Origin of the sequence: Pseudonocardia asaccharolytica DSM 44247 = NBRC 16224 (assembly GCF_000423625.1) — a bacterium.
In the GTDB taxonomy this organism is placed as follows: Bacteria; Actinomycetota; Actinomycetes; order Mycobacteriales; family Pseudonocardiaceae; genus Pseudonocardia; species Pseudonocardia asaccharolytica.
Genome location: NZ_AUII01000011.1, coordinates 82,044 through 101,651 on the forward strand (window position 1 = coordinate 82,044; position 19,608 = coordinate 101,651).

At 74.2% G+C, this 19,608-nt stretch carries 18 protein-coding genes; 6 read left to right on the forward strand and 12 right to left on the reverse strand.

Features of this window, described 5'->3' with window-relative positions; translation table 11 throughout:
- Positions 1–24 precede the first annotated feature (24 nt).
- The 5 genes from G567_RS0113975 to G567_RS0113995 are packed head-to-tail and all read left to right on the forward strand — an operon-like array spanning position 25 to position 4,244.
- Positions 25–747 carry a LamB/YcsF family protein gene (locus G567_RS0113975; RefSeq protein WP_028930488.1) on the forward strand — a complete coding sequence of 241 codons (723 nt, stop codon included), beginning with the start codon at positions 25–27 and terminating at the stop codon, positions 745–747.
- Between the two features lie 35 nt (positions 748–782).
- On the forward strand, positions 783–1,043 hold the full coding sequence (locus G567_RS0113980) for an acetyl-CoA carboxylase (protein WP_028930489.1): 261 nt from the start codon (positions 783–785) through the stop codon (positions 1,041–1,043).
- A complete protein-coding gene (locus G567_RS0113985) occupies positions 1,040–2,398 on the forward strand; it encodes an acetyl-CoA carboxylase biotin carboxylase subunit (RefSeq protein WP_028930490.1) in 1,359 nt (452 codons plus the stop codon). The genes G567_RS0113980 and G567_RS0113985 overlap by 4 nt, the downstream gene beginning before the upstream one ends.
- Positions 2,395–3,279, forward strand: coding sequence for a 5-oxoprolinase subunit B family protein (locus tag G567_RS0113990; RefSeq protein WP_037057187.1), 885 nt, complete (start codon positions 2,395–2,397; stop codon positions 3,277–3,279). Before G567_RS0113985 ends, G567_RS0113990 begins: the two co-directional genes overlap by 4 nt.
- Positions 3,276–4,244: a 5-oxoprolinase subunit C family protein gene (locus tag G567_RS0113995; RefSeq protein ID WP_028930492.1), complete on the forward strand. Its 969-nt coding sequence runs from the start codon at positions 3,276–3,278 to the stop codon at positions 4,242–4,244. Before G567_RS0113990 ends, G567_RS0113995 begins: the two co-directional genes overlap by 4 nt.
- 8 nt (positions 4,245–4,252) lie before the next feature.
- Here G567_RS0113995 and G567_RS0114000 read toward each other — a convergent pair whose 3' ends face one another.
- The 4 genes from G567_RS0114000 to G567_RS28765 all read right to left on the reverse strand — a co-directional run bounded on the left by G567_RS0114000 (position 4,253) and on the right by G567_RS28765 (position 8,866).
- Positions 4,253–4,486 carry a hypothetical protein gene (locus tag G567_RS0114000; protein WP_028930493.1) on the reverse strand — a complete coding sequence of 78 codons (234 nt, stop codon included), beginning with the start codon at positions 4,484–4,486 and terminating at the stop codon, positions 4,253–4,255.
- A gap of 157 nt (positions 4,487–4,643) precedes the next feature.
- Positions 4,644–5,372 carry an SDR family NAD(P)-dependent oxidoreductase gene (locus G567_RS0114005; protein ID WP_028930494.1) on the reverse strand — a complete coding sequence of 243 codons (729 nt, stop codon included), beginning with the start codon at positions 5,370–5,372 and terminating at the stop codon, positions 4,644–4,646.
- On the reverse strand, positions 5,369–6,289 hold the full coding sequence (locus G567_RS0114010; RefSeq protein WP_245585649.1) for a DMT family transporter: 921 nt from the start codon (positions 6,287–6,289) through the stop codon (positions 5,369–5,371). The genes G567_RS0114005 and G567_RS0114010 overlap by 4 nt, the downstream gene beginning before the upstream one ends.
- 81 nt (positions 6,290–6,370) lie before the next feature.
- A complete protein-coding gene (locus G567_RS28765) occupies positions 6,371–8,866 on the reverse strand; it encodes a wax ester/triacylglycerol synthase domain-containing protein (protein ID WP_051233007.1) in 2,496 nt (831 codons plus the stop codon).
- 38 nt (positions 8,867–8,904) lie between these two features.
- Here G567_RS28765 and G567_RS0114020 point away from each other — a divergent pair, with 38 nt between their 5' ends.
- A complete protein-coding gene (locus G567_RS0114020; protein ID WP_037057190.1) occupies positions 8,905–10,023 on the forward strand; it encodes an MGDG synthase family glycosyltransferase in 1,119 nt (372 codons plus the stop codon).
- 5 nt (positions 10,024–10,028) lie between these two features.
- Here G567_RS0114020 and G567_RS0114025 read toward each other — a convergent pair whose 3' ends face one another.
- From G567_RS0114025 to hpnC, 8 genes are all read right to left on the reverse strand, one after another.
- Complete coding sequence (locus G567_RS0114025) at positions 10,029–10,670, reverse strand: VC0807 family protein (RefSeq protein WP_245585650.1); 642 nt, start codon at positions 10,668–10,670, stop codon at positions 10,029–10,031.
- Between the two features lie 120 nt (positions 10,671–10,790).
- Positions 10,791–11,795 carry an adenosyl-hopene transferase HpnH gene (gene hpnH / locus G567_RS0114030; protein ID WP_028930498.1) on the reverse strand — a complete coding sequence of 335 codons (1,005 nt, stop codon included), beginning with the start codon at positions 11,793–11,795 and terminating at the stop codon, positions 10,791–10,793.
- A gap of 3 nt (positions 11,796–11,798) precedes the next feature.
- Positions 11,799–13,331 carry a 4-hydroxy-3-methylbut-2-enyl diphosphate reductase gene (gene ispH, locus G567_RS0114035; protein WP_051233008.1) on the reverse strand — a complete coding sequence of 511 codons (1,533 nt, stop codon included), beginning with the start codon at positions 13,329–13,331 and terminating at the stop codon, positions 11,799–11,801.
- Positions 13,328–15,238 (reverse strand): squalene--hopene cyclase, encoded by a 1,911-nt coding sequence (shc, locus tag G567_RS0114040; protein ID WP_028930500.1) that lies wholly within the window; start codon positions 15,236–15,238, stop codon positions 13,328–13,330. Before shc ends, ispH begins: the two co-directional genes overlap by 4 nt.
- A complete protein-coding gene (locus G567_RS0114045; protein WP_028930501.1) occupies positions 15,238–16,284 on the reverse strand; it encodes a polyprenyl synthetase family protein in 1,047 nt (348 codons plus the stop codon). The genes shc and G567_RS0114045 overlap by 1 nt, the downstream gene beginning before the upstream one ends.
- The gene (gene hpnE, locus G567_RS0114050) at positions 16,281–17,657 is read right to left on the reverse strand and encodes a hydroxysqualene dehydroxylase HpnE (RefSeq protein WP_028930502.1); all 1,377 of its coding nucleotides are present in this window, start codon (positions 17,655–17,657) and stop codon (positions 16,281–16,283) included. The genes G567_RS0114045 and hpnE overlap by 4 nt, the downstream gene beginning before the upstream one ends.
- Positions 17,654–18,565, reverse strand: coding sequence for a presqualene diphosphate synthase HpnD (gene hpnD, locus G567_RS0114055; RefSeq protein ID WP_028930503.1), 912 nt, complete (start codon positions 18,563–18,565; stop codon positions 17,654–17,656). Before hpnD ends, hpnE begins: the two co-directional genes overlap by 4 nt.
- Positions 18,562–19,491 (reverse strand): squalene synthase HpnC, encoded by a 930-nt coding sequence (gene hpnC, locus G567_RS28770; protein ID WP_084796140.1) that lies wholly within the window; start codon positions 19,489–19,491, stop codon positions 18,562–18,564. The genes hpnD and hpnC overlap by 4 nt, the downstream gene beginning before the upstream one ends.
- Positions 19,492–19,608: the final 117 nt, after the last annotated feature.

Below are 19,608 nucleotides of genomic sequence, written 5' to 3' on the forward strand. Positions count from 1 at the left end.
AGGACGGCCGGGAGGGAGCCGACCATGGTGGCCATCAACTGTGACATGGGCGAGGCGTTCAGCATCTACCACTGCGGCGACGACGAGGGACTGATGCCGCTCATCACGCTCGCCAACGTTGCCTGCGGTTTCCACGCGTCCGACCCGCGGGTGATGCGCCGGACGGTCGCGCTGGCCCAGGAGCACGGGGTGCGGGTCGGTGCGCATCCGTCGCTGCCGGACCGGGAGGGCTTCGGGCGCCGCGAGATGAAACTGGAGCGCGACGAGCTCACCGCTGCCGTGATCTACCAGGTGGGCGCGCTGTCGGGGTTCCTGCGCGAGCGCGGCATGCAACTGTCGCACATCAAGCCGCACGGGTCGCTGTACGGGATGGCGGCCCGCGACGAACAGGTCGCCGAGGCGATCGCCGACGCGGCCGACGTGTTCGGGGTGCCGCTGATGGGGATGTCGGGCACCGCCCACGAGCGGGTGTGGGGTGCGCGCGGGTTCATCGCCGAGTACTACGCCGACCTCGACTACCGGCCCGACGGCTCGCTGATCATCACCCGGGTGCACGAGGCGTTCGACCCCGCCGAGTCGGCCCGCGGCGCGGTGCGCGCGGTCACCGAGGGCGTCACCGCCGCGGTCGACGGCACCGAGATCCCGGTACGCGCCGACTGCGTCTGCGTGCATTCCGACACCCCCAACGCGGTCGAGGTCGCGAAGGCGGTCAACGAGGCCCTCCAGCCCTACCTGTCCGCCCCCTGACCCCGTCGCAGCCACCCCCACAGAGAAGGAGCCCCATGGCCCGCCACGAGATCGTCTCGCCCATCCCCGGTGTCTTCTACCGCAGGCCCGACCCCGACAGCGATCCGTTCGCCGCCGAAGGACAGCTGGTCACCGCCGCCGACACCGTCTGCCTGGTCGAGGTGATGAAGTCCTTCCACCAGGTCGCGGCGGGTGCGGCCGGGACGCTGATCGAGTTCCTCGTCGAGAACGAGGACGTCGTCGAGGCGGGCCAGCCGGTCGCGGTGATCGAACCAACCGTCATCGAGGCGGGGTGAAACGACTGCTCGTCGCCAACCGCGGCGAGATCGCGGTGCGGATCATCCGGGCCGCCCGCGACCTCGGGATCGCGACGGTGGCGGTGCACAGCACGGCGGACGCGGCGGCGCCCCATGTGCGGCTGGCCGACACCGCCGTCGAGATCGGTCCGTCGCCCGCGGGCAAGAGCTATCTCGCCGCGGACACGATCATCGAGGCGGCCAGGGCCGCGGGTGCCGACGCCGTGCACCCCGGCTACGGGTTCCTCGCCGAGCGGGCCGCGTTCGCCGCCGCGGTCGCCGACGCCGGCATGGTCTTCGTCGGGCCCGACGCGTCAGTGATCGACCAGATGGGGGACAAGGTCCGGGCCCGCCAGGTGGCGGCCGCCGCGGGGATCCCGACGATACCCGGCACGGCCGCAGGTGTGGCGGACCTGGCGGCGGGGGTGGCCGCGGCCGGGGAGATCGGCTACCCGCTGATGCTCAAGGCCGCCGCGGGCGGGGGCGGGCGCGGCATCCGGGTCGTCGACGACGAGGCGGGCCTGCGCGAGGCGTTCGGAACGGCCTCGAAGGAGGCGGCCGGCGCGTTCGGCGACGGCCGGATGTACCTGGAGCGCTACATCCGCCGCGCCCGGCACGTCGAGGTTCAGGTACTCGGCGACGGCGCGGACGTCGTGCACGTCGGCGAGCGGGAATGCTCGCTGCAGCGCAGGCGGCAGAAGATGGTCGAGGAGGCGCCGTCGCCGGGTATCGACGCGGACGTGCGGACGGCGATGACCGCGGCCGCGGTGCGGCTGGCCCGCGCCGTCGGCTACCGCAGCGCCGGGACCGTGGAGTTCCTCGTCGACGACGAGACGCACGAGTTCTTCTTCATCGAGGCGAACACCCGCATCCAGGTCGAACACCCGACGACCGAGCTGGTCACCGGGATCGACCTGGTGGCCGAGCAGCTGCGGGTGGCGGCCGGGGAACCGTTGCGGCTGCGCCAGGACGAGATCGCCGCCCGCGGCTGGGCGATCGAGTTCCGGGTGTGTGCGGAGGACCCGGCGCGCGACTTCCTCCCGGCGCCGGGCCGGGTCGGCCGGGTGCTGCTGCCCGCGGGGCCGTGGGTACGGGTGGACACCTGGCTCGAACCCGACAGCGCCGTCCCGCCCTTCTACGACTCCCTGCTGGCGAAACTCGTCGTCTGGGGCGAGGACCGGCACAGCGCGATCCGCCGGTCCCGCCGGGCGCTCGGCGAGCTTACGGTGGAGGGCGTCCCCACCACGGCCGGGTTGTTCGCCGATCTGCTCGAGGAGCCGTGGTTCGGCACCGGCACGTTCCACACCGGAACCCTTGAACAGTGGTTACGCGACCGCAGGGAGGCAGCATCGTGAGCGAGGTCGAGGCCGCGCGGTACAGCTGGGGCGGCGACGAGTTCATCTTCGTCGAGATGGCCGAGCAGATGAGCCTGCAGGCCAACTTCCGGGTCATGGCGATCACGAAGGCGTTGCGCGACAAACGTCCCGACGGGGTGCTGGAGATCTGCCCGGCCAACGCGTCCTACCAGGTCCGCTACGACCCCGACGTGATCCCTCCCGGCGAGCTGCTCGACCGGCTGCGCGATCTGGAGCACCAGGTCGGTGACGCGCACGATCTCGCGCTGCCCACCCGCGTCGTGGAGATCCCGGTCCTGTACCGCGATCCGTGGACGACCGAGACGCTGATGCGCTTCCGCGACCGGCACCAGGAGCCGCAGACGACCGATATCGAATACGCCGCGCGGATCAACGGCTATTCCAGCGTCGAGGAGTTCATCGCGGCGCATTCCGGTTCGCCGTGGTTCACCTCGATGGTCGGGTTCGTGGCCGGGCTGCCGTTCATGTTCCAGATGGTGCCGCGGGAGCGGCAGATCATCGTGCCGAAATACCTCCGCCCGCGCACCGACACCCCCAAACAGACCGTCGGCTACGGCGGCTGCTTCTCCTGCATCTACTCGGTGCGCGGCGCGGGCGGCTACCAGCTGTTCGGAATCACCCCGGCGCCGATCTACGACCCGACCCAGAAGCTGCCCGACTTCGCCGATTTCATGGTGTTCTTCCGCCCGGGAGACATCGTCCGGTTCTCGCCGATCGACCGGGAACGCTACGACGCCCACCTCGCCGAGGCCGAGGCCGGGACGTTCCGGATCAGGACCGAGCCGGTGGAGTTCAGCCTGCACGAGTTCCTCGACGATCCCGACGGCTACAACGCGCGCCTCCTGGAGGTATTGCCGTGATCGAGGTCCGCAAGCCCGGCCTGTCCACGACCGTGCAGGACGGGGGCCGCACCGGCTACTACGACGTCGGCATCCCGCCCTCGGGCGCCCTGGACCAGTACTCGCTGCGCGCGGCGAACCTGCTGGTGGGCAACCAGGCCGGCGCGGCGGCGCTGGAATGCGTCTATCTCGGGCCGGAGTTGGCGTTCACCGTCGATGCGGTGGTCGCGGTGACCGGGGCGACCATGACCCCGCGGGTCAACGGCGAGGAGCGAGCGCTGTGGGAGTCGTTCGAGGTGCGGGCGGGTGACGTGCTCGACTTCGGCTACCTGACCGCGGGCGCGCGGGCATATCTCGCGGTGGCCGGCGGCATCGACGTGCCCGCGGTGCTGGGCAGCCGCTCCACCTACGGGCTCGGGGCGCTGGGCGGGCTGGAGGGCAGGCCGCTGACCGAGGGCGACCGGCTGCCGGTCGGCCCGTCCGCGGACGGCACGGCCGGGGTGCGGGTGCCCGAGGAGCTGCGGCCGGTGCTGGCCAAGGACGTGGAGATCCGGGTGATGATGGGCCTCTACGACCACCGGCTCACCGACGCCGGCCGCAAGACCTTCCTCGGCACGACCTGGACGCTCACCCCGGTCGCCGATCGCATCGGGTTCCGCTACGCCGGCGCGAAGCTGGAGACCGTCGAGCGGGAGCCGCCGTTCGGCGCGGGCCAGGACCCGTCGAACATCGTGGACGCGCCGTACCCGATCGGCTCGATCCAGGTCCCCGGAAGCGTGGAGCCGATCATCCTGCACCGCGACGCCGTCTCCGGCGGCGGCTACATGATGGTGGCCACCGTGCTGTCGGGGGACCTCGACATCGTCGCCCAGTCCGCGCCGAACACGCGCACCCGCTTCGTCGCCGTCGATCTCGACGAGGCGCTGGCCGTGCGGGCCGCCCATCGCGAGCGCGGGAGGAGGCTGCGGGCGGCGCTGGCCGGCTGAGCCCGGTCCTACTCGATCTGTTGCGCGGCGCGGAGCTGGTCGCAGGTTCGCGCCACGTCCTCCCATACCCGGCGGGCCTCGCCGTCCGAGGCGATCCAGATGCCCGCCTCGGCCGCCGCAGCCGTGTCGCCGTTCTCGGCGAGAACGTGCAGCTCGACCAGCCGGTCGACCCATCCGGGCTGCGCCTGCTGGCCCCTCGCACCCTCGATCTCGGCGGAAACGTGCGTGGGCTCGAGATTCATGGCCGTCCTCCTGGCTTCGTCGGCGGTGACGGATCTGCGGAGCGACGTCCGGGCCGCCCGCGTGCGCGCTGCACGTGCGCAAGTCTTGACCTGCTGACGGCTGGTGTCGGCAACTTGTGAGAGGGACCACGCGCGGGCCGAGCGCCCGGTCCGGCGCTCAGCCGAAACGTCTCGACAGCCGGGCGAAGGCCCCCGGAGCCAGCCCATGGACCCGGGCGCCGAGGGCGAGCCAACGCGGGACGAACACCTCGGCCCGGTCGCGCAGCACGGCGTCGACGAGCGCGTCCGCCACCCGCCCCGCGGTCACCGGCCGGGGAAACCGGCGGCCGTAGGCCCGGCCGCGGCGGGCGAAGAAGGGGGTGTCGACGGCGCCGGGCAGCACGGTGGTCACGCCGAGGCCGGACTCGACGCGCAGCGCGTCGGCGAAGCCGCGCAGTCCCGCCTTCGTCGCCGAGTAGACCGCCTCGTTCGCCACGCCGACCGCCGCGATGGACGCCACGAACGCCACGTGCCCGCCCTCGGCGCGCAGCGTCGGCAGCAGCGCGCGGGTGAGCTGGACCGGAGCCGCCAGGTTGACCGCCATCAGCTCGGCGGCTGCCGCGGCCTCGAGGCCGGCGAGCGGACCGGCCGCGCCGAGACCCGCGGCGTGGACCAGCAGCGCCACCCTGCCGGTCGCGGCCGCGCAGACCGCCTCGACGCCCTCCGGCGTGCCGAGGTCGGCCCGCAGCGGGCGGCCGCCGGTGCGCGCGGTGACCGCGTCGAGCCGCCGCGGGTCCCGGCCGACCAGCAGCAGCTCGCAGCCCTCGGCCGACAGCCGCTGTGCCACCGCCGCCCCGATTCCGGAGGAGGCACCGGTGACCACCGCGCAGCGCCCGGTGAGCCTCATCCGGGTGCCCGGTCGGAGCGCGGGCCGGGCAACGGGGCGTCGTCCGCGGCGTCGAGCCGGTGCAGGAGATGCGACCCCCGCGCGGAGATGAGCCCGATCCCGGCGATGATCACCAGCGCGGCGCAGCATTCCCCGACGAGCCGGGCGGGGGAGGTGTCCAGCTGCTCGCCCAACCAGCCCACGCCGATCATGACCCCGACGATCGGGTCGACGCTGGTGATCACCGCGACGGCCGGGGACACCAGCCTGCCCTGCTGGAAGGTGTTCTGGCTGAGCAGGAACCCGATCGGACCGATGATGCACACGGCGTAGAGGGTCAGATGGCGGAACGGTTCGTCGAGGCCCATCCGCAGCTGTCCGGTGATGATCTTCATCAGCCCGGCCGTCACGCCGTAGATGACCCCTGTCGCCAGCGCCAGCGCGAGCACCCGCGAGGAATGCTGCACCACGCCCGCGTACCCTAGGCAGGCCGCCACCACCACGAGCAGCGCGATCGCCAGCGGCAACCCCGAACGCAGCTCGAACGGTTCCCCCGCGCCGGTCGACGTCGGCCGGGCGAGCAGCAGGAACGCCGCGAGACCTGCGGCGCAGCACAGCGCCCCGAACAGGATGAGCGGATCGGGCCGCAGCCGCGACATGAGCGCGGAGAAGCCCGCGGCGAACGCCACTCCGGTGACCAGCAGCGGCTGCACGACCGCGAGCGGGCCGAACGCGAGCGCCACCAGCTGCATCGCGAGGGCCAGTACCGTGGCGGCGAGCCCGAGTAGCCACATCGGCCGGTCCAGCAGTTCGACCAACAGCCGCGGACTGAGCGTCCGGGTGACCGCCACCTCCTTGGTCGCCCGCTGCTGGGCCGCGCTGGCCAGGCCGAAGCCCGCGGCGCCGAGCAGTGCCGCGGGCACCGCGATGAACAGCATTGCGCCTGATGCCGTGGAGTCCATCGTCACCCCCAGCCCCGATCAGGACAGCCACCGAGCCGCCGCAGCAACGATCGTTCCCTACATGGTGCGCAGCGACCCGGCGATCCGGTCCGGGATTTCCTCGATCTCACCGATGATGCTCGGGTCGGCGGTGATACCGATACCGGTCGTCCGGCCCCAGTTGAGGGCGCCGACGGCCAGCGCGACCCCGTCGGCCAGCGGCAGCACCGGGTAGACCTCCGAGACCAGCCCGCCGCGGCAGTGCAGCGGGCGGCGCACGCCGGGCATCACCGAGGCCAGCAGGTGGAAGAAGCGCTTGCCGTAGACCTGGCGGACCGCCACGGCCTGCACCCGGCCCGGGAGCAGCCCCAGGACGGTCAGCACGGCCGCGGCGGCCTCGGGCTGGCCGGCCGAGAACCCGTTGGCCACCGCACTGGCCACGCGGGCGACCCGTTCGGCGGCGGGCATCGGGCCGGTGGGCAGATCGATGGACACCGCGGCCGTGCGGTTGCCCGCCGCGCGGCTGCCCACCCCGGTGCTGGTGCGGGTGGTCATCGGCACCATGGCCCGGACGGTGGCCGGAACGGCGGTGCCTGGGCCGCGCCCGGCGAGCAGCGTGTGCAGGGTGTCGGCGATGACGGCCAGCAGCAGCACGGTGGTGCCGACCCCGTGGACCTTGGCCTTGGCCCGCACCTGGGTGCCGTCCAGCCGGACGCTGACCCGCCGGTGGCCGGGGCCGGCCACCGCGCCGGTCAGCGGGGACGCCCCGGCCGGGCCCGCGAGCGCGAGGTTCGCGACCCCGCGCGCGACCGTCGCGGCGCGGCGCAGGGTGTGCACGGTGTTCACTGCCCCGGCGCGGCGCCCGGCGACGGTCGGCCGAACCGGATCGGCCTGCGTCGCGGGCCCGACCCGGCGGACCGACTCCTCGTCGGCGAGCAGCCGCACCAGCGCGTCGGTGACGGCCAGACCGTCCCCGAGGGCGTGGTGCACCTTCGCCAGCACGGCGACCTGGCCCACCGCGCGGTCCCGGGCGACCTGCAGCTCCCAGCCGGTGCGCACCGGGTCGACGGGGGTGGCGAAGAAGGCGGTGACCGCGTCGTCCCAGTTCGGATGGTCGGCGTCGGGACCGATCTCGACCATCCGCGGCCGGACGTGCCGGGCCGGGTCGGCGGCATCGTCGTCGACCCAGTGCAGCGGCAGCCCCGGCCGCGGCGGGGCCAGTCGCCTGCGCAGCAGGCCGATCTCCGGGACCCGGCGGCGGATCAGCTCGACGAGGTGGTCGGGCCAGTCGTCGCGGCGCGCCGGGTCCTCCACCAGGATCCGGGCGCCGACCTGCTGGGGCACCCGCGCGGTCGCGGCGTGCAGGAACAACGCGTCCTGCGCGCGCAGCCGGGGGCCGAGGGTGGCGCGGCGCCCGGCGGCGAGCCCGGCCAGCGCCGCGACGTCGGCCGCGAGGTCGGAGGTGGCGAGGAAGGCCCGCAGGTCCCGCTGCACGGCGGCTCGCCGCCGCGGCTCGATGAGCTCGGCGACCGCGGCGGCGAGCTCGGCGGGTCCCGGGCACACCGTGGCCAGGCCGGCCCGCGCGAGCACGGCGGCGTTCGCCCTGCCGTGGCCCGCGATCGGGGCGAAGATCAGCAGCGGGCGGGCGCAGGCCAGCGTCTCGGCCGCGGTGGCGCCACCGGCGTTGGTCACCACCAGGTCACAGGCGCCGGTCGCGCCGGCGGGGTCATCGATCCAGTCCACGACCCGCATCCGGTCGCCCCGGGGGTGCGTGCGGGCCAACCGGTCCAGCCGCCGCCGCACCGCGGCGTCGCGGCTGCAGCTGACCAGCACGTCCGCGCCCGCATCGAGGACGGCGGTGCACGCCGCGGCGACATCCCCGAAGGCCATCGAGCCGCACGACACATAGGCCCGCGGCCGGTGGTCCGCCGGGGCCGTCCCGGGGCTCTCGGGGGGCGGGACGAACCGAGCCGTGACCGGAAGGCCCGACACCCGGCCCCGGGCGCCGGGGGCCGCGCGTTCCAGCAGCTGCGCCCCGGCCGCGGTGGAGACCAGGTGCAGATCCAGGGCCGGGTCGGCCCAGAGCGGATGCGGCGCCGGATCGACGATCAGCGCGACCGCGGGCGCCGCGAGCCTGCCGCGCCTGCGCAACCACCCGAGCCCGGTGATGCCCTCGGGGAACGTGGCGACGACGAGGTCGGGATCGTGGCGAGCCAGTGACCGGGCCAGGCCGCGCCCGCTCCAGGCGCCGATGATCGCCCGGGTACCGGCGCGGAACGGGGCCACGTGCCAGAGCAGCCACAGGTAGAGCTCGTAGAGCCAAGGCAGGCGGCGGATGCAGCCCGCGTAGACGGCGCGGAAGAGGCGCCCGGTGTACCGGCCCATCCCGTCGAGCGTCTCGGTCCAGCTCACCTCGACGCCCGGCCACACCTGGCGGGCCCGTTCCTCGACCGCGCGGGCGGCGGCGTGGTGGCCCGCGCCGAGGCTGCCGGTCACGAGCAGCAACCGGCGCGGCGGCGCGGCGGCGGGGTTCGCGGTCCGGGTGGTCTGCGGCAGCAGCGTCGGTGAGCTCACGAAGCCCCCGGTGATCGACGGCGCGCTAGCGTGGCCGTATGGGAGGAGCCGAACCCCGGCGGATCCTGCTGTTGTCGGCACCGGTCGGGCAGGGCCATGTCGCGGCGGCCCGTGCTCTGGCCGCGCGGATGCGCGTGCTCTGGCCGCAGGCACAGATCCGCGAGGTCGAGCGGACCGGCCGCGGCAGCCGGTGGCGCGACGGGCTGCTGCGCCGCGCGTACGCGGGGACGATGCGGTTCGCTCCCGGCCTCTATGGTGCGGGCTACGACCTGCTCGTGCGCTTCCCCGGCGTCGCGCAGCTGTGCAAGCGGATGGTGGCGGCCCGGCTGGGCAGGGCGCTGGCGCCGTTGGTGGCGGCGCAGCGGCCGGACCTGGTGGTCTCGACCTATCCGATGATCTCCGGCGGGCTGGCCTGGTTGCGTCGCCGCGGCAGGCTGCCGGCCCGCGCCGTGGCGGTCGTCACCGACGTCGCGGTGCACCCGTTCTGGGTGTGGCCCGAGCTCGACGAGACCTGGACGCTGCTGCCCGAGTCCCGGGCGCAGGCACGGGCGGTGGCCCCGCGGGGCCACATCAGGATCGTCCCGCCCGCCGTCGGCCCCTGCTTCCGGCCCGGCGACCAGGCCGCCGCGCGCGCGGCCGCGGGTCTGCCCGCCGACGCCTTCGTCGTGCTGGTGACCGGTGGCTCGCTGGCCTTCGGCGGGCTCGAGCCGCTGGTCGAGGCCGTACTGGCGGCCGGACCCGGGGTGGCCGCGGTGGTGCTGTGCGGGCGCAACGAGCGGTTGCGCGCCCGGCTGCTGGCCCGCGGTGAGCCCGGCGACCGGCTGGTCGTGCACGGTTGGACCGACCGGGTCGCGCAGCAGATCACGGCGGCCGACGTGGTCCTGACGACCGCGGGCGGCATGATCGCCACCGAGGCGCTGTCGGTCGGACGGCCGGTGCTGTTCGCCGCGCCCGTGCCCGGACACGGCCGCGCCGGCGCGGAGATGATGGCGCGGGCAGGACTTGCCGTCGTCTGCCCGCGGCCCGCCGACGTGACGGCGGCGATCCGGGGGCTGCGCGCCGAGCCGTCCCGGCTGGCCGCGCTGCGCCGCGGCGCGGAGGCCTTCGGCCGCCGGGATCTGGACGGGGAGCTGGCCGCGCTGGCCGGGCGGGTCTGACCGGCTCAGGCCGCCGCGGGCGCACCGATGCGCAGCCGGATGCCCTCGCCGGCCAGCGACCGGTGGAACCACCACAGCGACAGCCCGATGCCCATGGCCACGACCGTGTACGAGCCGGCCGTGGACACCATCAGATAGTCCCCGACGGTCTGGGTGGCCAGCACCGCGAGCGTCGTCGCGCCGTTGACCAGGAACACCATCGCCCACAGCACCGAGACCCGCCGGAAGAAGTGCTTGATCCGCGGATGCCCGGTCAGCGCCTCGGGGAAGACACAGAAGTCGTCGGCCAGCTTCGCCAGCAGCGGCCGGTCGAAGCCGATCGTGAGCAGCAGCATCAGCGCGAAGACGAAGTTCTGCGCGGTGGGCTGGATGAAGTAGAGGAACGCGCTCCCGCTCCAGTACCCGACCACCGTCCGGACCACCAGCAGCGCGGTGCTGATCAGCAGGATCGCCGGAAGGCGCTTGCGCAGGACCAGCCTGCTGCAGATCGCGGCGGCCGACCAGCCGAGCGCGGCGAACAGCCCGGCGTCGAACCCGACGTGGTTGAACAGGATCCAGAACAGGCCGAGCGGGATGAGGGTGGACTCGAGCAGTGGTCGTCCGGCCTGCCGGAGCAACGATCCGAGGGGCGGAAGATGGATCGTCATCCGATGCTCCGGCATGCGCGGGTACTACCTCTCCGGGTCGATGTTGTCTGCCGGAAGCATACTGAGGCTGATAACGCGGAGATAACGACCCCACCGCATCGATCCTCGGTCGCACCCGGTTCAGCCACCCGTCGCGGCCCGCAGCGACTCGCGGAGCGAGTCGACCGTGGCCAGCACCGCGGAGGGCTCGTAGCCGCAGTGCGCCATACAGTTCGCGCACCGCGGGTCCCGGCCGCGCCCGAAGGCCGACCATTCGGTCTCCCGGATGAGCTCCTCATAGGTCGCCGCGTAGCCATCGTCGAGCAGGTAGCAGGGCCGTTGCCATCCCAGCAGGGAATATGACGGGATACCCCACGCCGTGCAGGACAACTCGCGTTTCCCTTCGAGGAAGTCCAGGAAAACCGGGGAGTGGTTGAGCCGCCAGCGGCGGCGCCGCCCGTCGGCGAACGCCTTGGCGAACAGCTCGCGGGTCTGCGCCACGCCCAGCCAATGCTCCTGGTCGGGGGCCTTCTCGTAGGCGTACCCGGGCGAGATCTGCATGTTGTCCACGCCGAGCTCGTCGTTGAGGAAGGTCAGCACGTCGATGACGTCCTGCGGGGTGTCGGTGTCGAAGAACGTGGTGTTCGTCATGACCCGGAAACCCCGGCTCTGCGCGAGCTTGATCGCCGCGACGGCCTGGTCGAAGACGCCGCGGCGGCGCACCGACGCGTCGTGCCGCTCGCGCAGCCCGTCGATATGCACCATCCAGGCGAAGTCGCGGTGCGGGGTGAACCGGTGCAGGTGGCGGGGCAGCAGCACCGCGTTGGTGCACAGGAACACGATCTTGCGGCGGTCGAGCAGCTCGCGCACCACCTCGTCGATCTGCGGATGCATGAGCGGCTCGCCGCCCGCGATGGAGACCATCGGCGCGCCGCACTCCTCGACGGCAGCCACCGCCTGTTCGACCGGCATCCGCTGTTTGAGCAGCGACGCGGGTTGGGCGATCTTGCCGCAGCCCGCGCATGTGAGGTTGCAGGCGAACAGCGGTTCGAGCTCGACGAGCAGCGGGAACTTCTCGACGCGCCGGATCTTCTGCTTCGCGAGATAGGCCGTGAGTCGCAGGGTCTGCCGCAGCGGCATCGCCACTTCTCAACTCACCTCCTTGGGCAGCGTGAACGCGACGTCCTCGGTCACGGTGGGGTTCGCGGTGACGCTCGTCGGGCCGAACCCGGACAGGCAGGACACGAGCTCGGCGACCAGGTGGTCGGGCGCCGAGGCGCCCGCGCTCACCCCGATCCGGCGCACGCCCGCGAGCCAGGACAGCTCCAGGTCGTCCACGTCGTCGATCAGATGCGCCGCCGCCCCCTCCCGGCCGGCCACCTCGACGAGCCGCCGCGAGTTCGAGGAGTTCTCCGACCCGACGACCAGCACCAGGTCGGTGCTCGCCGCGACCGCACGCATCGCGCGCTGCCGGTTGGTGGTGGCGTAGCAGATGTCGTCGGTGCGCGGGCCCACGAGTGCGGGGAAGCGGCCGCGCAGGACCTCGGCGATCCGTTCGGCCTCATCGACGGCGAGCGTGGTCTGCATCGCGTAGGCGACCCGCTCGGGGTCGCGGGGCTGCACCCGCAGCGCGGCCTCGACGTCCTCCACGACGACCACGTCGGCGGGCGCCTCCCCGACGGTGCCCTGCACCTCCTCGTGGTCGGCGTGCCCGATCAGGAACACCGTGTGCCCGCGGCCGGTGAACCGGCGCACCTCGGCGTGCACCTTGGTGACCAGCGGGCAGGTGGCGTCGATGACCGACAGATCCCGGGCGGTGGCCTGCTCGCGGACGGCGGGGGTGACCCCGTGCGCGGCGAGCACGACCCGCGCGCCCGGCGGGACCTCGTCGAGCTCCTGGATGAACACCGCCCCGCGGTCGGTCAGCCTGCGCACCACATGGGCGTTGTGCACGATCTGGCGGCGCACGTACACCGGTGGGCCGAAGCGGTCCAGCGCCCGGTCCACGGTGTCGATGGCGCGCTCCACCCCGGCGCAGAACGACCTCGGCGAGGCCAGCTCGACCGCGCGCGGCCCGGCGGCCTGCGCCCAGTCCCGCAGCGCGGGTGCGGCGCGGCGCAGCGACCGCAGCGCGGCCAGCCCGCGGCCCGGTGTCCCGGGCCGGGCCAGCGGCGCCTCCGGGGTGTCGACGATGGCCCGCACGACCGCGAACGGGCCGCCACCCGCGGCCGGCGCGAGCCACGCCGACTCCATGTCGACGGCGAGTGCTCCGGTGGCGGCGAGCGCGGCCCGCCGGGCGCCGCCGACGAGGACCGGGCTGGAGAAGACCGGCCCGACGTGGACCCGCAGCCCGAGCCGCCGCAGCGCCGCGGCCAGCGGCCGGGCGGTGGGCAGCCGGATCGGCTCGGCGCCCTCGCTGCGCACCTCGTCGGCCACCACCAGGTCGCCGGGACGCAGCGGGGCGGTGAGCGCGCCCGCCACCCCGGCGACGAGGACGGGCCGCGGCCCGGCCGCGGCGAGCTGCGCGGCCGCGGTGGCCGACCGGTCGCGGCCGGCGCCGGTGTGCCGCACCGGCACGTCGCCGACCCGCTTGCCGAGGGCGGCCCGTTCCACGCTCAGCGGGGCGCAGACCACCGGGCTGCGCAGCGTGGTCTCGGGGTAGGCCGCCGCAACGGGGCTCATCGTGGACTCCCCCTTCGCAGGTATCTGCCGAGCGCCGAGATCGGGAACACCATCCGGTACAGGTGGTAGCGGATGTAGAAGGCGCCCGGAAATCCGGTTCCGGTGAACTCCGGCTCGTCCCAGGACCCGTCCGGGAGCTGGGTGTCGACGAGCCGGCGCACCCCGCGCTCCACGGCCCCGGACCGCTCGCCCGCGGCCAGCAGCGCGAGCAGGGCCCACGCCGTCTGCGAGGCCGTGGACGTGCCGCGCCCGATCCACGCCGGATCGGTGTATGAGCGCAGGTCCTCACCCCAGCCCCCGTCGGGGTTCTGGTGGCGTTCCAGCCATCCCACCGCCCGCCGGATCGCCGGAGCCGACGCGGGGATCCCGGCGGCCACGAGCGCGGGGACCACGCCGCCGGTGCCGTAGATGTGGTTGGCGCCCCACCGGCCGAACCAGGACCCGTCGGGCTCCTGGGCATCCAGCAGCCACGCCACCCCGCGGCGGCAGGCGGGGTCGTCGGCGCGGCCCTCGGCGGCGAGCATCTCCACGACATGCGCGGTGACATCCGCCGACGGCGGGTCGATCACCGCGCCGAAGTCGCAGAACGGCAGCTTGGTGATCACCTCGCGGGTGTTGTCGGCGTCGAAGGCGCCCCACCCGCCGTCGCGGGACTGCATGCCGATGTTCCAGGCCACCGCCCGGTCGATCGCCCCGCGCAACCGCTCGTGGTCCGGATGTGCGACCCGGCGCAACGCCAGCACCACCTCGGCGGTGTCGTCGATATCGGGGTAGCCGTCGTTGTCGAACTCGAAGGCCCAGCCCCCCGGCTCGAGATCAGGGCGGCGCACCGCCCAGTCGCCGGGCACCCGGATCTCCTCGTCCAGCAGCCAGTCCGCGGCGCGCTGCACGTCCGGGTCGTCGGGCGCGGCGCCGGCGTCGAGCAGTGCGGTGACGGCGAGGCAGGTGTCCCAGACCGGGGACTGGCAGGCCTCCAGCCTGCGCACCCAGCCGTCGCCGGTCTGTTCGCGGATCAGGAACCGGTCGAGCCCGCGCAGCCCCGCGCGCATCGCGGGATGGTCGGCCGGATAACCGAGCAGGTGCAGAGCGAGCAGCGAGTAGACCCACGGCGGCTGGATGCCGCCCCACGAGCCGTCGGCCTCCTGGCGGGCCAGCACCCATTCGGCGGCCCGGCGCATCGCCAGCCGCCGCAGCGGCCGGATCGGATTGCGCGAGTAACGGTGCAGCACCGAGTCCAGGCGCTCGAACGCGCCGGCCAGCGTCCACGCCCGCGCCTGCGGGGGCCGCGGCGCGCCCGTGCGCAGCTCGTCGACCCCGAACGGGAGCGGGCGCGACGGGCGCAGCGTGGCGACGATGGTGAGCGGCACCACGGTCTGGCGGGCCCAGCACCCCCAGTCGTAGACGTTGAGCGGGAACCAGGGTGGCAGGAACACCAGCTCCGGGGGCATGTCGGGGAGCTCCTCCCACGACCACAGCCCGAACAGGGCGAGCCAGATCCGGGTGAACACCCGGCTGCGTTCCAGGCCGCCGCCCGCCAGCACGAAATCCGCGGCGCGGCGCATGTGCTCCGCCTCGGGCTCGTCGCCCGCCAGGCGCAGCACGACCCATGCCTCCACGGTGGTCGACAGGTCCCCGGGGCCGCCGCGGAAGTTCGCCCAGCTGCCGTCGATGCCCTGCTGGGAACGGATCCAGCGGGCCGCCTCGGCGGTCTCCTGTTCCTGCCGGACGCCGAGGAACTCGCGCAGCAGCAGATCCTCGGCGTCCATGGTCACGTTCGTCTCGAGCTCGCCCTTCCACCAGCCCTGCGGAACCTGTTGAGCCCGCAGGTAACCGGTGGCCGCCTCGAGCGCCCCGGCCACGGTCGTGGCCGGCGCCGGGCCGGTGCCGCGGCCTGTCGTCAGGGTCATCAGAACTCCCGGTCCACGAGGTAGCGGCCGAGCGCGACGAGCTCCGCCCGGGGTCGGTCGGGAAGCTCGGCGCCGGCCAGTGCCTTCTCCGCCAAAGCCATTCGTCTGCGCGCCTCGGCCGCGGCCCAGTCCCGGCCACCGCCGTCCTCGACCAGCGCGGCGATCCGGCGCAGCTGCGGTTCGTCGGTGACCTCCCCCGCCGGGCCGGGCGCGGCCAACCAGCGCGCGAGCTCGCGCCCTGCGGCCCCGCCGTGGTGCACCGCATAGGTCACCGGAAGTGACATCTTGCGGGAGCGCAGGTCCGAGAGCACCGGTTTGCCGGTCACCGCCGGGTCACCCCAGATCCCGAGCAGGTCGTCGACGAGCTGGAACGCCATCCCGAGCTCGGCGCCGTAGCCGTGCAGGGCCGCGGTGAGACCGGCGGGCCCGCCGGCCAGGATCGACCCGACGGCCGCGCTGGTGGCCAGCAGCGAACCGGTCTTGCCCGCGGCCATGGCGAGGCATTCGGAGACGGTGACGTCGTCGCGCTGCTCGAAGGCGACGTCCTCGGCCTGGCCGCGGATCAGCTCCCGGACCGTCGCGGCGAGCAGCCGCGCGGCCTCGGCCGCATCCGGCGACCCCGCCTCCAGCAGCACCTCGTGGGCCAGGGCGAGCAGCGCGTCCCCGGTGAGGATCGCGGCCGCCGCACCCCACTGGGCCCACACCGTGCGCCGGTGGCGGCGCTCGGTGTCGCCGTCCATGAGATCGTCGTGCAGCAGCGAGAAGTTGTGCACCAGCTCGACGGCGACCGCGCCGGGCAGCCCGGCCGCGATCGGCGCGCCCGCCGCCGCGGCGGAGATCAGCGCCAGTGCGGGGCGCACCGCCTTCCCGCCGCCTGCGCCGGGGCGGCCGTCGAGCTCGGTCCAGCCGAGGTGGTAGGTGGCCTGTTCGCGGCTGGCCGGGTCCAGCCGGGCGACGGCGGCGCGCAGTGCCGGGGCGACGGCGTCGCGGCAACGGCCGAGCACCGCGCGGGCGTCGATCGGTTCGGTGCGCGGGCCCCCGGTCATGCAGCCGCCCCGGTGACGACCGAGCCCGCGCCGGCGAGCAGGGCGTCCGCGGCGGCCTCGCCGCTACGCACCGCGCCCTCCATCGTCGCGGGCCATCCGGTGTCGGTCCACGCCCCCGCGAGGAAAAGGCCCGGCAGTGCGGTGCGGGCGGGCGGGCGCAGCGCCGCGCTGCCCGGCGCCGCGCGGAACGTGGCGTGCGGTTCGCGGGTGACGAAGAAGTCGAGCACCGCGGCGTCGCGGGCGGCCGGCAGCAGCGCGGCCAGCGCCGGCAGCAGCTGGGCGCGCAGCTGCGCCGTCGGCCTGGTGATCACGTCGTCGGCGGCCGAGAGCGAGACCGCGAGATACTGCGCGTCCGGCGGCCGGTCGCGGTGCGGCCCGGCGGCCGCCGTCCGGTCGAACACCCACTGCACGGGCGAGTCGAGCGCGGCGACGAAGTCGGCGTCGAGCACGCGGCGGTCGTAGACGACGTGGGCGTTGATGATCGGCGAGCTGCCCAGGGACTCGGCCCATCCGGGTGGGCACCGCAGGGTCTCGGGGGGCAGCAGCCGGTCCGCGGCCGTGGGGGGCACGGCGCAGACGATGCGGTCGAACACCAGCTCCTCCTTGTTGTCCACTCCCCGGGTGACGGCGAGCCGCCAGCCCGGCGGCCGCGCCGCCAGGCCGCAGGCCTTCGTCGAGATCCGCACGTCGACCCCCGCGGCCCGCAGCGCGCCTCCCGCGGCGTCGTCGTGCAGCCGTCCCAGCGGCACCCGGGACCAGCCGATGTCACCGGCTGCGGGGTCGGTGAGCAGGCCCTGCTGGAAGACGGTGGCGGCCAGGGCCAGCGAGGCGCGGTCCGCGGTCGTGTTGAGCGTCGCCACCCCGACCAGATCCCACAGCGCCGTCACGGCGCGGTCGCTCTGGCCGTGCTCGCGCAGCCATTCGGCGAAGCTGCGCGCGTCGGTCGCGGGGTCGGCCGGGTCGAGCGCGCGCATCGCCAGCGCCGCGCCGATCAGCCGCAGCCGGTCGTGGACCGGAAGCGGACGGTAACGAAGCAGCGCCCCCGCGAGGTGCAGGGGCGCCGGAAGGCGGTTGCGGCGCAACCGGCTCGGCCTGCGGCCGGGGGTGCGGACCTCGATGTCCAACCGATGTTGCAGAACCACCTGGTCGGCGACCCCGAGCCGCTCCAGCAGCGCCCGGTAGGACGTGCAGCAGCGCAGGAACACATGCTGTCCGGTGTCGACGTCGAGGTCGCCGCGACGGAACGACGCCGCCAGCCCGCCGAGGCGGGGCCGGGACTCCAGCAGCGTCACCGCGCACCCCGCGTCGGCACACCGCAGGGCGGCGGTGATCCCGGCCAGCCCACCGCCGATCACACCCACGCGCAGGCTCATGGCGTCGCGCCTCCCGGCACCGCGCCCAGCCCGGACAGCGCCCGCGCCGCCACGCCGGCCTTCTGCCAGCCCGACAGCGACCGCCGGCGGCGGTACACCGACGACGGGTCGGCCGCGATGTCCTCCAGCAACCTGCGGTAGATGCCGGCCATCGCGGCGGCGCAGGCGGCGCTGCGCCGGTCCAGCAGCGGGATCAGGCGCAGCCCGTCGGCGTACCACTCGCGCGCGCGGGCGGCGCTGAACGTGATCAGCTGCGCCAGGCCGCCGGTCTTGTCCACCAGCGCGCCGAGCTCGTCGGTGACGAGCTCGGCACTGAATCGGTCCAGGTCCTCGCGGGGCAGGTAGATCCGGCCGTTGAGCAGGTCCTCGCGGATGTCGCGCAGAATGTTGGTCTGCTGCAGCGCGATGCCGAGCGCATCGGCGTAGCGGTCCGCGTCCGGATGCGGCCGGGAGCCGAAGATGCCCAGGCACAGCCGCCCGACCGAGCCTGCCACGCAGCGGCAGTACCCGACCATGTCCTCGAAGCTCTGGTAGGTCAGCCCCGCCGTGTCCATCCGGACGTCGCGCTCGACTCCGTCGACGAGCTCGTCGAAGGCGCCCATCGGGATCGGGTAGCGGTCCGCGGCGTCGGTCACCGCGGTGAGGACCGGATCGGCCGGGTCCGGCGGGGTGCGCAGCGCGGTGCGGACCTCGGCCAGCGCGCGGGCCTTCTCGGCGGCCGGCAGGTCCCCGTCGCCGATGTCGTCGATGCGCCGCGCCAGGGCGTAGACCGCGCACAACGCCGATCGCTTCGCCGGGGGAAGCAGCCGGATTCCGTAGTAGAAGTTGCGCGCCTCGCTGCGGGTGATGGACTCGCACGCCGCGTAGGCCCCCTGCAAGGAGCTCGGCGCGTGGCGTGGTGGCGTCATCGAGGGCTCCGGGTCAGTTCGGCGACGAGATGACGGGCGACATCACGGCGTCGGGGGGCGGGCGACCGGCGCAGCACGTCCCATTCCTGGCGGCACAGCGCGTCGGCCGCGGCCCGGCCACCGGCGACATAGCCGCCCACGGCGAGCCGGCCCCAGCCCCGCATCCGGCGCACGACGCCGGCACCCGAATCGAGCAGCGCCACCGCGCGGGCGGTCTCGCAGGCGAGCAGTCTGCGCAGCGCCGGCCCGGCGCTGGGCGCGTCGAGGTCGTCGGCGCCGACACCGAAGGCCGCCAGATCCTCCGCCGGCAGGTAGGTGCGCCCCCGGAGGCGGTCCTCGGCGACGTCCTGCCAGTGCTCCAGCAGTTGCAGCGCCGTGCACACCTCGTCGGACGCCCGGATCGTCGCCGTATCGGGTACCGAACCGCGTTCGCCGAACACCGCGAGCACCAGCCGGCCGATCGGCACCGCGGACAACTCGCAGTAGCCGAGCAGGTCGGACCAGGTCTCGTAGTGGGTGACCCGCTGATCCTGCAGATTCGCCGCGATCAGCCGGTCGAACGGCTCGCGCGGCAGCCCGCAGACGTCGACGGTGGGGGCCAGCCTGCGCAGGACCGGCGAACGCGGCGCGGCGGTTCCGCCCGCCCAGACCAGCGCGAGATCCTCCGCGAAGGCCTCCAGCTGGGCGGTCCGGTCGCCGTCGGCCTCGTCGCCGAGGTCGTCGATCACCCGGACGACGTCGTAGACGGCACGCAGATGGGTCCGAAACCGGGCCGGGAGCACCCGCAGCGCGACCGGGAAGTTCTCGGCCCGCTCAGCCTCGCGGAGCCGGGCCGAGCGGTTCCCGGTACCGGGTTGCGGCCCGGCGGGCCCCCCTGACGAGTTCCCAGCCAGCGACCATCCAGCCGGCGAATGCCCAGCCGTCATGGATCCGATGCTGCTCTGGACCCTTCTCGATCTCTTCGCAACTCTGGTTAATTCTTCGCGCCCGAACTTGTCATCCCAGCACAAATTCGGTTCGGTCGAGAGTCCGATTGGCGTAGC

Excerpts from the sequence above, each read along its gene's own strand:
- G567_RS0113975 (WP_028930488.1), top strand. The coding sequence starts at position 25 with ATGGTGGCCATCAACTGTGACATGGGCGAGGCGTTCAGCATCTACCAC.
- G567_RS0113980 (WP_028930489.1), top strand. The coding sequence starts at position 783 with ATGGCCCGCCACGAGATCGTCTCGCCCATCCCCGGTGTCTTCTACCGC.
- G567_RS0114000 (WP_028930493.1), bottom strand. The coding sequence starts at position 4,486 with ATGAATCTCGAGCCCACGCACGTTTCCGCCGAGATCGAGGGTGCGAGG.
- G567_RS0114005 (WP_028930494.1), bottom strand. The coding sequence starts at position 5,372 with ATGAGGCTCACCGGGCGCTGCGCGGTGGTCACCGGTGCCTCCTCCGGA.
- G567_RS0114010 (WP_245585649.1), bottom strand. The coding sequence starts at position 6,289 with ATGCTGTTCATCGCGGTGCCCGCGGCACTGCTCGGCGCCGCGGGCTTC.
- G567_RS0114020 (WP_037057190.1), top strand. The coding sequence starts at position 8,905 with ATGGGAGGAGCCGAACCCCGGCGGATCCTGCTGTTGTCGGCACCGGTC.
- G567_RS0114025 (WP_245585650.1), bottom strand. The coding sequence starts at position 10,670 with ATGACGATCCATCTTCCGCCCCTCGGATCGTTGCTCCGGCAGGCCGGA.
- ispH (WP_051233008.1), bottom strand. The coding sequence starts at position 13,331 with ATGAGCCCCGTTGCGGCGGCCTACCCCGAGACCACGCTGCGCAGCCCG.
- shc (WP_028930500.1), bottom strand. The coding sequence starts at position 15,238 with ATGACCCTGACGACAGGCCGCGGCACCGGCCCGGCGCCGGCCACGACC.
- G567_RS0114045 (WP_028930501.1), bottom strand. The coding sequence starts at position 16,284 with ATGACCGGGGGCCCGCGCACCGAACCGATCGACGCCCGCGCGGTGCTC.
- hpnE (WP_028930502.1), bottom strand. The coding sequence starts at position 17,657 with ATGAGCCTGCGCGTGGGTGTGATCGGCGGTGGGCTGGCCGGGATCACC.
- hpnD (WP_028930503.1), bottom strand. The coding sequence starts at position 18,565 with ATGACGCCACCACGCCACGCGCCGAGCTCCTTGCAGGGGGCCTACGCG.
- hpnC (WP_084796140.1), bottom strand. The coding sequence starts at position 19,491 with ATGACGGCTGGGCATTCGCCGGCTGGATGGTCGCTGGCTGGGAACTCG.